We start from the raw sequence: 12,375 nt of genomic DNA, 5'->3' as shown, positions 1-12,375 counted from the left end.
TCGTCCCGGTGGCGGCTTTTCTTGGTCTGGCGGGGATAGTCACTAGTACCGCCGGGGCGGCATTAGGGCATGAAACACACTTGGTATGTCACTTTTGAAGTGCCGCCGGACGGCACACTGTCAAGGCGGCGACATCCGCGTCTAACGAACACGTTTGAAAGCGAAGCAGCAGCTAAGGATTTTGCGCGCACCAAATTCAACGACGGACTGATCGTCACTGCAGGGACTATCATCCCTCACTTTCCGAGAGTGTCGATCCCATCGACCGAAATCCCAACGTGGCTTGAAGCACCGAAACAAGTTGATCCAGATCAATAGCTAGGCCACGGACGCTGGTGACATGCTCTGACGGGGCAGCAACCGGGAGCCTGAACATGAATGAACGTTCGGAGCCGAAACAGGTCTGTCGTCGCAACGCACTCACTTTCCTTGGATACGCAGGGGTGTTTGGGCTTGTGGCTTCGTCCTCAATTTTTGCGGCCTCAGAGGCTGTTGCTCAAACCACCGCGCCAGCCGCCGCGCCTACTACGCCGCCAGTGGACGCGCCTAAGTCGGGTACGGAACGCCGCCAGGAGCGGCGCAGCGGGCGAACAGAGCGGCGGCAGGAGCGCCGCGCCGGCCGCACGGAGCGGCGGCAAGCACGGCGTACGGGACGCGACGAGCGACGGGACGCTCGCGACGGCACCCCGGCCGCCACGACGACCACCGAGCAAAAGAAGTAGTCCGTTCATTGCCAAGCACAGCTACCGGGCCACCTCAGCGTAGGCCCGGAAGGCCGTACAGCGCGCGGCCTATCGAAATCGGCTTCTCTCGGAAGGGGAGAAGAGGGGCTGAAGATTTCGGAATAATAGCAGTATGCACCTGTTTTGCCCGACGGCGCAACCACTTTACGAGCGCCTAAGCCCACGGATTTATCGGGCACTTAAGCCATTGATTCCGCTCGCCCCGGCTACTGTGCATGGGGTTGTTTTTCAGGTTTTTTTGACCCAAGGGCCGCTGGAGCGGTCCTCAGCTCTGCCGAAAGCCCATCCGGAAGGCGCCCCAGTGCTTGCCGTGGATCATGATCGGTGAGGACAGGTCCTTCATCAGCACGAACTGACCGCCGCCCATGTCGCGGCGATAGGTCTGCAGCAGGAACGGCTTGGTGTTGGCTGCGACCTTCTGCACCGCGCGATCGGTGAACAGGCGGCGGTTGCGGCAATTGGCATTATTCCAGACCGGATCCTTGCCCTGCGGCAGACGGTAGTTCGGGTTGTGCGTTGGCAGATAGCCGCCCTTGGCCCAGGCGACGCAGAACACGATGCGGGGATCGGACTTCTGAATCGGATCCTGGATCGCGGGCAGCACGCGGTCGGTGAAGTCGACATAGCCAGTGTTGTACTGCTTGGGATCGGTGCCGGGGATTTCCCGGTAATTCTCGTCCATGAACTGGTCGAGCGTGATCTCGCCGCGGCCGATGGCGGCTTCGAACTCGTCGGAGATCCGCTTGGCGGTCTCGACCACGATGCGGATCAGCGGCGCATCCGACGTCTCGACGCCGCTGTCGGCGATCAGCGCGATCAGGCCTTCGGACGTGTCGAGCAGTTTGGTCACGCGCTGATCGGCGTTCTTGAGATCGCGCGAGGAGAGGTCGACGCCCTTGGCGAGCTCGTTGAGCTCGCTGATGACGGTGTCGCAATGTCCGAGATTGGAGGTCGCGGCGCGCGTGACGCTGCCGATCTCCGCTTCCACGGAGGCGAAGCCCTGCTGGACCCGCGAGATGATGCCGGAGATCCGCTGGGCGCCTTCGCCGGCCGTCTTCGCGCGCTGCGAGGCATCGCTGCTCTCGCCGATCAGGCCTTCGATCTGGCCGTCGAGATCGCGCACGGTGTCGGAGATCTGGTGTGTGGCCTGGCGGGTGGCTTCCGCGAGGTTCTTGACCTCGCTTGCGACCACCGCGAAGCCGCGGCCGGCATTGCCGGCGCGTGCCGCCTCGATGGTGGCGTTGAGCGCGAGCAGATTGGTCTGCTTCGCGATCGCCTCGATCGAGCCGGACACTTTTGCCACTTGTGCCAGCGCGGAGCCGACGGCGCTGAGCCGCGCCTCGATCCGCTCCACCGCCGCGACGAGCTCGGAGATGTGGCTGACCGCGGCATCGACCGCGCCACGCGACTGCGCGATCTCGCCGACCGCCGCTGATGTGGTCGTTTGCACCGCCTGTGACGCATTGGCGATGTCGTGATTGGCCGAGACCATCGTCTCGGCGGTTTCCTGGAGGTGATGGAACCGCTCCGACTGGTTCGCGACGCGGCTTGCGACTTCCTGGACGTTGCCGGCGATGTCAGCGAGTTCCACGCCGAGGCCGCCGATGCGGTCGGCGAGCTGATCGATCAGCCGTTCGGAAAGTGTTCGGTTGGAGCCGGTGTCCAGTACTGCAAGTTGTACGACGGACATGTCTTGAGAGTCCTCCAGTCAGAGCCGTTCGCCGGCTCTCCGCGGCATTCCCATTCCAATTCCGGTCTTAAGAGGTGATTCGCGCGTTGGCGTCTTGCCTGAGCGCGCACTAGAGCTTGTAGGCCGTCCTGAATCCGCCCCAGTGCCGGCCCTGCACGCGGATCGGAACGTCGATCTCGCGCATCATCACCGTATTGCCGTTGCCCATGTCGCGCGCATAGCTCTGCACCAGATACGAGCGCAGGTTGCGCGCGGCGGCCAACCCCGCCGGATCGTTGAACATCCGCCGGTTGCGGCTATTGGCCGTGTTCCAGGCGGCATCGCCCGGCCGCTGCGGATGCGAGTAGATTCTGTTGTGCACCGGCAGGAACCCGTTGCGATCGACCATGGCGCAGAACGCAAGGCGCGGGTCCTTTGCCAAAAAGGCTTCCTGGAACGCCGGCAGCGCGCGGTCGGCCCAGTCGAGATATTTGGTGCGGTACTGCTGCGGATTGGTTCCGGCGATTTCGGCGTAGTCAGTGTCGAAGAGGTCCTCGATCTTCACCTCGCCGCGGGCAACCGCCTGCTCGAAGATCGCGGTCAGCGCGTTACCCGCCTCCATGGCGCGGGTGACGAACTCGGTGTTTTCTTCGTGGATCGACCAGAGCCGGTCCTCGATCTTCTCGCTGAGCGCGGCATCGGGATGGACGAAGTGCGCGCGGGCGCCGGCCTTGGATTGCTCGACCACGCGCAGGCGGCAGGCGCCGACGCCTTCGAGGGTGCCTTCGATCATGGCTTGCGATGCAAGGCGGCCCGCGTCCGCGCCGCCGATCAGCACGCCGTCCATCGCTATCTCGTAGACCGGCAGCACCCCGCGGGCGGTTTCGAGCTTGAGATGGCAGGGCAGCCGTTCGGTCTTGCGGCGGTCGTCGTGCTCGCTCTGGCGCAGCAGCACGGCGCAGCGCGATTTCAATTTCTGTGCGAAGGCGGTCACGGCCTTGCCTGCGCTGGCGACGTTCTCGCCGTGGCTCTCGGCCGCCTTGGTCGCGGCATCGATCTCGGCCGCGCTTTCGCCGACCGAGATGATGAACTCCGATGCGCTTGTCGCGTTGCCGAAGACTTCGCTGGTGGTGGCGTTCTGTTCGGCGACCGCGCCGTTGACGGTCTCGAAGACCGGGCGGATGGCCTCGATCGCCTGCGAGATGCGGTGCACCGCATCCGCGGAGCCGGCGGCGTCGCGCTGCAGCGCGTCGATCTTTTTGGTGATCTCCTCCGTCGCGCCCTGGGTCTGCACCGCGAGTGCCTTGACCTCGGTGGCGACGACCGCAAAGCCTCTTCCCGCAGCGCCCGCGCGCGCGGCCTCGATGGTCGAGTTGAGCGCGAGCAGCGTCGTCTGCCGTGCGATCTGTGCGATCAGATTGACGACGTTGCCGATGGCGGCCGAGGATTCGCGCAAGCGGTCGACATTGGCGCGGGCTTCCTGTGCCGCGGCGCTGGCCTCGTCGGCGAGCTTGCCGGCCTCGCGAACCTGGGCCCCGATGCCCAGCGCCGACTGGGTGAATTTGTCGGCGGCATGGGCGAAGGTGGAGGCGTTCGATTGCGCGGCGTTGGTCCGGCCGGTCAGGGCGTCGGTACGGTCGCGAATGGCGGCAAGCGTCGTGGCGGTCGCCTCGGCACCGCCGGCCACCGAATTGGCGGCGCGCTCGAGCTGGCGAATCATCGCGCCCAGCTCGAGTTCCAGCAGTTCCAGGATTTCTTTGGCCGAATCGCTTTCGACGGCCACGGCAGACTCGGAATGGGCCGCCGGCTGCGCAGCCTGCGGGGCGGCCGCAGTTGCAGCCATGTCCGGCAGACGCTTCCGAAATAGTCCGAACGCCATCAGCTCTCTCTTGTCGGGGGACGGTCGGGCGCTATTTTCGCAAGCTGGAATGAAATCAGGGTTAACGATGCCTGACATCTAGGCACGGGCCCGTACGGTGTTACCTTAAAGTCGTAGAGCCTCTTTCTTTCCAGTGGGGTGGCGGCCTATAAGGCCGCGCTTCCCACGCTCACCTTGGCGCACGATTCCCCTAGAGAAGATCACGCATGGCCGGACATTCCCAATTCAAGAACATCATGCACCGCAAGGGGCGGCAGGATGCCCAGAAGTCGAAACTGTTCGGCAAGCTGGCGCGGGAAATCACCGTCGCGGCCAAGCTGGGGACGCCCGACCCCAACATGAACCCGCGCCTGCGTGCGGCCATCACCGCGGCGCGCCAGGAGAACATGCCGAAGGACAATATCGAGCGCGCCGTCAAGAAGGCGCTCGGCAATGACGGCGAGAATTACGACGAAATCCGCTACGAGGGTTACGGCCCCGGCGGCGTTGCCGTTATCGTCGAGGCGCTGACCGACAACCGTAACCGCGCGGCTTCCGACATCCGCTCCTTCTTCACCAAGTCCGGCGGCAATCTCGGTGAAACCGGCTCGGTGTCCTTCATGTTCGATCGCACCGGCATCGTCGAATACGACCGCAGCGTCGCCTCCGACGATGCCGTGCTGGATGCCGCGATCGAGGCCGGCGCCGACGACGTGATCTCGAGCGAAGGCGGCCACGAGATCTACGCCTCGACCGAAGGCTATCGCGACGTCGCCAAGGCGCTGGAGGCCAAGTTCGGCGAGCCGCGCAAGGCCGCGCTAATCTGGAAGCCGCAGAACACGGTCGCGGTCGACGACGAGACCGGCGAGAAGCTGCTCAAGCTGATAGACCTGCTGAACGAGCACGACGACGTCCAGCACGTCTACGCCAATTTCGAGGTGTCGGACGCGCTGCTGGCGAAGATGGGCGGGTAGGGGCCACTTCCCCTGTTACTTCCGTTCTGTTTCTGTTTCCCCCACGGCAGCCAGCCGCTATCACTGGCTCATGACGACGCTCCCGATTCGTGGCCCCGTTCGCATCATCGGCATCGACCCTGGCTTGCGCCGTACCGGTTGGGGCGTGATCGAGGCTGAGGGCAACCGCCTGATCTATGTCGCCTGTGGCTCGGTAGAACCGCCGGACGATTTGCCGTTGGCGAGCCGGCTGCTCGCGATCCATGAGGGGCTCGCCGCCGTCCTGTCCGGTCACAAGCCGATGGAGGCCGCGGTCGAGCAGACTTTCGTCAACAAGGACGGCGTCGCGACGCTGAAGCTCGGCCAGGCCCGCGGCGTCGCCATGCTCGCGCCCGCGATGTTCGGCATCAGTGTTGCCGAATACGCGCCGAACCAGGTGAAAAAGACGGTGGTCGGCGCCGGCCACGCCGACAAGCAGCAGATCGCGATGATGCTCAAGATTTTGCTGCCGAAGGCCGATCCGCCGTCCGCGGACGCCGCCGACGCGCTCGCCATCGCCATCACCCACGCCCATCATCGCCAGAGCACCGCGCTGCGGCTGAAGGTGGCAGGCTTATGATCGGCAAGCTCAAGGGCCTGATCGATTCCTACGGCGAGGATTTCGTCATCCTTGATGTTGGCGGTGTCGGTTATCAGGTGCATTGCTCGACGCGCACGCTGCAGCATCTGCCCTCGCCGGGCGAGGCCGCCGTGCTGTCGATCGAGACCTATGTTCGCGAGGATCAGATCAAACTGTTCGGCTTCCGCAGCGACCAGGAGCGCGAGTGGTTTCGCCTGCTCCAGACCGTGCAGGGCGTCGGCGCCAAGGTCGCGCTCGCCGTGCTCGGCACGCTACAGCCGTCCGATCTCGCCAACGCGATCGCGTTGCGTGACAAGGCTGCGGTGACGCGCACGCCCGGTGTCGGTCCCAAGGTCGCCGAGCGCATCGTCACCGAATTGAAGGACAAGGCGCCGGCCTTCTCCAATGTCGATCCGGCGGTCGTGCACCTCGCCGGCGCTGTCGATGACCAGCGCGCCCCGCGGCCGGTCGCGGATGCGATCTCCGCACTGGTCAATCTCGGCTACGGCCAGCCGCAGGCTGCGGCCGCGATCGCATCGGCCTCGCGCAGCGCGGGCGAGAGCGCCGAGACTGCGCAGCTCATCCGGCTGGGCCTGAAGGAGCTGTCGAAGTGAGTGCGGCTCGCGCCAATCCCGTCGCCGGTCTTTTTCGTCGCCTTTCGCGCGTGGCCGGTATCGTCGTGATCTTCTCCATTGTGGGGCCGCTGACGGTCGCCGCGCTGGTTTCGGTGATGGTGACCACGCTCGGGGCCGCGGTGCTGCAGATGTTTCTTGCGCTCGTCGAGCTGGAAGCACTGCGCACCCTGGTTTCGATCGCGATCGTGCTGCTGGCCATCGCCACGGTTCTCGCCTCGTTCCTTCCCGCAGTCGCCGCCGGCTTGATCTTCGCGCTTGCCGCGGTCTACGCCGACCTCAACATGATCTGGATGGCGTGGCTCGCCGCGGCCGTGGCCGCCGCCGGGTTCGTCGGGTTTGGCATGTTCGTTGTGCCCTCCGAAACCTCGGCGGTGATCTTGCCGAGTGTCCGTTCCGCGCCTGAGGCGCTGAAGCTTTCCGCCATGCTCGCCGTCGTCGCTGTCATCCCGGCGAGCCTGTGCTGGTGGCTCGCGAAACCGCTGCACCGTGTTATCCTGCCCGCATGAGCACGCCTCCCCGCATGGTCACGCCCGAGCGCCGCAGCGATGATGTCGGCGACACTGCGCTGCGCCCGCAATCGCTGTCCGACTTCGTCGGCCAGCAGCAGGCGCGCAAGAATCTGTCCATCTTCATCGAGGCGGCGCGCAAGCGCGGCGAGGCGCTGGATCACGTGCTGTTCGTCGGCCCGCCGGGCCTCGGCAAGACCACGCTGGCGCAGATCGTGGCCAAGGAGCTCGGCGTCGGCTTTCGCGCCACGTCAGGCCCGGTGATCGCCAAGGCCGGCGATCTCGCAGCACTCCTCACCAATCTCGAAGAGCGCGATGTGCTCTTCATCGACGAGATCCATCGCCTGAGCCCGGCAGTGGAAGAAGTGCTTTATCCCGCGATGGAGGATTTCCAGCTCGACCTCATCATCGGCGAGGGCCCGGCGGCGCGTTCGGTGAAGATCGAGCTGTCGAAATTCACTCTCGTCGGCGCCACCACCCGGGCCGGCCTGCTCACCAATCCCTTGCGCGATCGTTTCGGCATTCCGGTCCGGCTCAATTTCTACACCATCGAGGAGCTGGAAAGCATCGTCACCCGGGGCGCCCGCGTGCTCAACGTCGGCATGAGCGTGGATGGCGCCAACGAGATCGCGCGCCGCGCGCGTGGCACGCCGCGTATCGCCGGCCGGCTGTTACGCCGCGTGCGCGATTTTGCTTCGGCGGCCGATGCCGACAGGATCGATCGCAAGATTGCCGACCACGCGCTGAGCGCGCTCGAGGTTGACGCCGCCGGCCTCGATGCCATGGACCGCCGTTACCTCACGACCATCGCGCAGAACTATGGCGGCGGTCCGGTCGGCGTCGAGACGATGGCCGCCGCTCTGTCGGAGCCGCGCGATGCGATCGAAGACATCATCGAGCCTTATCTGATCCAGTGTGGCTATCTGCAGCGGACCCCGCGCGGCCGCCTGCTCACCTCGCACGCCTTCCGCCATCTCGGCATCAGCGAGCCCTCGCGCGATGCGGCGGCACAGATCGGCCTGTTCGGCACCGACGAGAGCGACGACTGATCTACGCAACTGCAGACTGCTCGCGCCGTCATGAATTTCCGGTGATCTCGTGCAGAGGGTCTGCACAAACCCACCCCATTTCCGCTCCAATAGGATCGCATCAAGAAGCCGCATCACGATCGGGCTGCCATGATCACGCGCCGTCATTTCTTCCGTTCCATCGGCGGCCTGTCCGCCCTCGGCGTATCGACCGCGGCCTATGGCGTCGGCGTCGAGCCGGTCCTGCGGCTTCGTGTCACCCGCTATCATCCGACGCCGCGGCAATGGCCCGCGGACTTTCCGCTGAAGATCGCCGTGATCGCCGACATCCATGCCTGCGATCCCTGGATGTCACTGGAGCGGATCGATTCCATCGTCGAGCGCACCAACGCACTGAACGCGGATATCATCGTGCTGCTCGGCGACTATGTCGCCGGCTTGCACCAGGTCACGCGCATCATTCCGGCGAACGAATGGGCCAAGGTGCTGGCCGGTCTGAAAGCGCCGCTCGGCGTCCATGCCGTCATGGGCAATCATGATTATTGGGCGGACAGGACCGTGCAGCAGGTGGGGCACGGGCCGACGGTCGCGCATCGCGCGCTGGAGGCGGCCGGCATTCCTGTCTACGAGAACGACGTCGTGCGGCTCGCCAAGGACGGCCGCGCGTTCTGGCTCGCTGGCCTCGGCGATCAGCTCGCCTTTCTGCCGGCGCGCCGCTTCCGGAGCACGGGGCGCTTCGGCGCTGACGATCTCGACGCGACGCTTGCCAAGGCCACCGACGATGCGCCGATCATCCTGCTCGCGCATGAGCCCAATATCGCGCCGCGCGTGCCCGCCCGCGTCGCGCTGCAACTGTCCGGCCACACCCATGGCGGCCAGATCCGCCTGCTCGGCTGGTCGCCGGCAGTTTCGCGGCAGCATGGCCTGCGGCTCGCCTATGGTCACTTCCGGCTCAAATGCGACCTCATCGTTTCCGGCGGCCTCGGTTGCAGCCTTATGCCGGTCCGCGTCGGCGTGCCGCCGGAAATCGTCGAGGTGACGCTGGGGCGGGGGCCGGTGGTGATCTAAGGCATGGAATTCTGCATCAAATGATGCTATATTCGATGTAGAGGTGCCCCATGAGAACGACTATCGCGATAGACGACGAGCTTTTTGCCAAGGCGCAGGAATTTGCTGGCGTCAGCGAAAAGGCAGCCGTCGTTAGGGAAGCCTTGATAGCCTTCGTTGAACGGGAGGCCGCACGCCGTCTCGCGCGGATGGGAGGTACCGAACCCAACGCCAAGGCTCCGCCGCGCCGCCGGCCCAAGTGAAAGTCCTGGCGGACACGTCGATCTGGATCGACCACTTCCGCCGCACGGATGGACGGCTTGCTGGCCTCCTCGATCACGGTGACATCGTTATTCATCCGTTCGTGATCGGCGAATTGCTCCTGGGGCGCGTGTCGAAGGCTTCTGACATGCTTGATGAACTGAACCTCCTCCCTAAGGCGACGATCGCCAGCAATAGCGAAGTCTTAGAGTTTATCGTTAAGCGAAAGTTGTCCGGATTGGGCATTGGGTGTGTCGATGCCCACTTGCTCGCATCGACGATGTTGACAGTCGAGGCAACAATCTGGACACGTGACAAGCGATTGCTTGCGGCAGCTCGGTCGTTGAAATTGGCTGCCGATATCCAATGAGTACGCCGATGTCTCATCTCGACGGCGAGATCCGCGACGGCCGCCACCGCATGCAGGTCCGCGTCTATTACGAGGACACGGATTTCCCTGACTTGCCATTGTCGTAGTATGCAAACGTGCTGATCTCTCGCTCCTTGCTGCGGTTTTCGGGAAAAAGGTTCCTTCCGTAAAGCGCGGAGCTATTCAGGTAGGGCGTATATTCGTAGGGCATCCGCTTGCGAACCGGATGCACTACTATGCATTCAATCAAGTTGCGGAAGGCAATGCGAGTTTCGATCGCCTTCGGATTGGTTTTGAGCGCGGTGATAAGCCTTCTAACCTCCGAGGAGTATCGGTCACTGAATTTCGGGCGATCGAAGCCAACTATATTTTCGCCGCCACCGCCCAGCAGCCGCAAGCGCTCTTCAACGCTTTCCCGCTCCAGGTCGCACTCATCGATCCGCTTGAGCAATTCGTCCGGCTTGCGGCGGCTATTTGCGATGGCATAAGAGAGGCGTTCGATCTCGGTAGTCAATACGCGGCGTCGACGCTCTAGCTTATTGTGTTCGCTGCCATTGTTCCGATCGTTTTTGCGCTCCTCCTTCCAAGAACGCATCGCCTCTTCAATGGCTTTCGGCGAAAGCAATTTCACCTGGATTTTTTCGGAGGCATCCTCGAGCAGAACGTCCATATCAAAGCTACGGGTGTGCTCGCAGGTGCCCCGCTGATGCGCGCTCGCGCATGCCGCGCGCGGCGCACCGTTACGCGAGGATTGAGCGATTCGCATATGGCCAATGCAGACGCCACACCGGAGCACACCGGCAAGCGGGTGCTCATTGTTGCGCGGACTCACGGCGCGACGCCGCGGCTGGCCAGTCGGTCCGAACATAGACACCGCGCGCACCCTACGAACCTTCTGCGCTAGATCCCAGAGCCCTTGCGGAACGATCCGCAGCTCTGGCTTTTTGACGATAATGTGGCGTTCAGCTGGATTGCGGCGCTTCTGTTTCTTCTGCGTCTCTGGGTTAAGAATTGTCGAGCGAACGTTCCAATGTATCTCGCCGATGTAGAGTTCGTTGCCGATAATGCCGCGACCATGCCGACCGCCTGTGATGCACTGATGGTTCCAGGTGGTGCGACCCGCCTTGTTCTTGTGACGAGTTGCCCCTGGTGAGGGCACGCCTTCGCGGGTGAGGTCAGCGGCGATAGTTCGGGTCGAGCGGCCCGCTGCATATTCTTTGAAGATGCGGAGCACAATCTTTGCTTCGTTCTCATCGATTACGCGCTCGCCGGGCGCGCCCGGCCTTGGCCGATAACCATAGGCGTATGAGCCCGGAATTCTTCCGTTCGCAACAGCGTTGTCATGGCCGCGCCGAACCTTTTCGGCGAGCTGCGGCTTGTAAATCGTGTTGTACAGACTTGCGATGCTAATGTCAGTGGCGGTCGCGTAGACTCCTTTCTGATCCATCAGCTCAACGCCGTTGAACTCGAAAACCTGCTTGAGACGCTGGATGGTTGCGGGATCGCGCGACAAGCGGTCGAAATGCTCAACGACGACTACGTCAAACTGCCGGCTTCGCACACCGTTGAGCAAGCGCTGATAGCCGTCCCGCGCACCTTCGGTAAGACCAGATTTTGCGGCATCCACAAACTCGCCGACGACATCGAGGTTGTTGCGCAATGCGACCTTGCGGCAGAGTAACAGCTGACCGTCAATCGAGCTCGCCTTTTGCATGTCGCTCGAATAGCGCGCGTATATTACGGCCGTTTTCTTCGATGACGGTGTCGTCATGCCGGTCCTCTATCGGCTGCCCCGAGCCATGATTTTCATCCCGTGCGATCTGACGGCCGATGGAGCGCGCCAACTCAAACCAGATTTCCTCATTGTCCGGATTATCCCAGCTCTGAGGATGGGAGGGGGCAAGCGGTCGAATGGTCGCTCGTTGTCTTCGGAAAGATCGGATGCGGGTAGGCATTTGCAAACTCGCGAGCGGAAGCTAGCGTAAATTTCCGCGCTGCGCTACGGCCAAGCCGCAGCGATTACTCGCAACGCGTCCCTCATGCTGGCTTCGGCAGCGTCGAATGAAAATGAAATTCGTCAAGTGCCGCAGCGTGCGTGAGGGCATTCCTGGCGATGAGGCGCGTAGTCCAGAGCAGAAATGCTAAGCAAAGCGGAGTAAAAATACTGGCGGCGGCGTAAGTTTGTTATCGGGTGCGGGTGCGGGTGCGGGTGCCCGGTGCGTAGGAGCCGTCCTCGGTTCCCCACATATTGTAGTGGCTGCCGCAGAGCCCCGGCGAACTGTAACGTTCAGCCCAGACGCGGTGGTCCGACCCCAAGGACCCTTCGATGATTGGGTCTTTTCTTATTCCGCTTGACTGATCTTGCGTCGAGGCTCCAAGAGCCAGCAATCGCGTCTTCGTGAGCTCCGCAGTAGGGCGCGAAAAGCACTGTCAGAAATACTCGTGTTCCTCAGCATGCTGTAACTGGCGCTCGGGCAACCGGTTCGCCGGCAAGAGGGCCGGGCCGGTCAGCTGGCGGCCGGAAGGCTGACGCTCGAATCATCGCTCAAAGGCGCGATGGTTTCTAGCGTCATGTAACGGGCGCGCTGGACGGCCCATTGTCGTTCTGTTCGAGCAGGACCGCTCCAATGAGGCGAACCATGGCCTCCTCGTTGGGGAACATGCCGACCATATGTCCAAACCGGTT

The 12,375-nt window shown here is 63.3% G+C and carries 12 protein-coding genes and 2 pseudogenes; 10 read left to right on the top strand and 4 right to left on the bottom strand.

The genetic code is table 11. The features are described 5' to 3' along the window. Nucleotides 1–69 precede the first annotated feature (69 nt). Entirely contained in the window at nt 70–318 is a 249-nt protein-coding gene (locus AC0L30_RS22835) for a hypothetical protein (RefSeq protein WP_007599964.1), read from the top strand. 690 nt (nt 319–1,008) lie between these two features. Here AC0L30_RS22835 and AC0L30_RS22830 read toward each other — a convergent pair. Together AC0L30_RS22830 and AC0L30_RS22825 are read right to left on the bottom strand one after the other, a co-directional pair. Then, entirely contained in the window at nt 1,009–2,433 is a 1,425-nt protein-coding gene (locus AC0L30_RS22830; RefSeq protein WP_007599966.1) for a methyl-accepting chemotaxis protein, read from the bottom strand. 109 nt (nt 2,434–2,542) lie between these two features. Beyond that, complete coding sequence (locus tag AC0L30_RS22825; protein ID WP_473405248.1) at nt 2,543–4,291, bottom strand: methyl-accepting chemotaxis protein; 1,749 nt, start codon at nt 4,289–4,291, stop codon at nt 2,543–2,545. A 206-nt stretch (nt 4,292–4,497) separates the two neighbouring features. On the opposite strand from AC0L30_RS22825, the gene AC0L30_RS22820 reads away from it, so the two are divergent. From AC0L30_RS22820 to AC0L30_RS22780, 9 genes and pseudogenes are all read left to right on the top strand, one after another. Beyond that, nucleotides 4,498–5,244, top strand: coding sequence for a YebC/PmpR family DNA-binding transcriptional regulator (locus AC0L30_RS22820; protein WP_007599968.1), 747 nt, complete (start codon nt 4,498–4,500; stop codon nt 5,242–5,244). Nucleotides 5,245–5,314: 70 nt separating this feature from the next. Beyond that, nucleotides 5,315–5,842, top strand: a complete 528-nt coding sequence (gene ruvC / locus AC0L30_RS22815) for a crossover junction endodeoxyribonuclease RuvC (RefSeq protein ID WP_007599969.1) — start codon at nt 5,315–5,317, stop codon at nt 5,840–5,842. Beyond that, nucleotides 5,839–6,456 carry a Holliday junction branch migration protein RuvA gene (gene ruvA, locus AC0L30_RS22810; protein ID WP_007599970.1) on the top strand — a complete coding sequence of 206 codons (618 nt, stop codon included), beginning with the start codon at nt 5,839–5,841 and terminating at the stop codon, nt 6,454–6,456. Before ruvC ends, ruvA begins: the two co-directional genes overlap by 4 nt. Before the next feature lie 50 nt (nt 6,457–6,506). Then, the gene (locus tag AC0L30_RS22805; RefSeq protein ID WP_245285969.1) at nt 6,507–6,983 is read left to right on the top strand and encodes a hypothetical protein; all 477 of its coding nucleotides are present in this window, start codon (nt 6,507–6,509) and stop codon (nt 6,981–6,983) included. Then, nucleotides 6,980–8,032 (top strand): Holliday junction branch migration DNA helicase RuvB, encoded by a 1,053-nt coding sequence (ruvB, locus tag AC0L30_RS22800; RefSeq protein ID WP_219682864.1) that lies wholly within the window; start codon nt 6,980–6,982, stop codon nt 8,030–8,032. Before AC0L30_RS22805 ends, ruvB begins: the two co-directional genes overlap by 4 nt. A 129-nt stretch (nt 8,033–8,161) precedes the next feature. Continuing rightward, complete coding sequence (locus AC0L30_RS22795) at nt 8,162–9,079, top strand: metallophosphoesterase (protein ID WP_219682863.1); 918 nt, start codon at nt 8,162–8,164, stop codon at nt 9,077–9,079. A gap of 50 nt (nt 9,080–9,129) precedes the next feature. After that, nucleotides 9,130–9,321: a type II toxin-antitoxin system VapB family antitoxin gene (locus AC0L30_RS22790; protein ID WP_007599974.1), complete on the top strand. Its 192-nt coding sequence runs from the start codon at nt 9,130–9,132 to the stop codon at nt 9,319–9,321. After that, a complete protein-coding gene (locus tag AC0L30_RS22785; protein ID WP_007599975.1) occupies nt 9,318–9,689 on the top strand; it encodes a type II toxin-antitoxin system VapC family toxin in 372 nt (123 codons plus the stop codon). The genes AC0L30_RS22790 and AC0L30_RS22785 overlap by 4 nt, the downstream gene beginning before the upstream one ends. Next, nucleotides 9,686–9,775: pseudogene (locus AC0L30_RS22780) on the top strand (4-hydroxybenzoyl-CoA thioesterase); the annotation flags it as partial. The gene AC0L30_RS22785 and the pseudogene AC0L30_RS22780, both read left to right, overlap by 4 nt. Here AC0L30_RS22780 and AC0L30_RS22775 read toward each other — a convergent pair. After that, entirely contained in the window at nt 9,757–11,460 is a 1,704-nt protein-coding gene (locus AC0L30_RS22775) for a recombinase family protein (RefSeq protein WP_473304922.1), read from the bottom strand. The pseudogene AC0L30_RS22780 and the gene AC0L30_RS22775 sit on opposite strands and share 19 nt — an antisense overlap. Before the next feature lie 736 nt (nt 11,461–12,196). Further along, nucleotides 12,197–12,357 (bottom strand): annotated as a pseudogene (locus AC0L30_RS22770) (IS256 family transposase); the annotation flags it as partial. Between the last annotated feature and the right edge of the window lie 18 nt (nt 12,358–12,375).

The sequence above is a fragment of the Bradyrhizobium sp. MI1.11 genome (assembly GCF_055811255.1).
The sequence above is the reverse complement of the archived record's forward strand: the minus strand, read 5'-3'. Positions and strand labels throughout refer to the sequence as shown.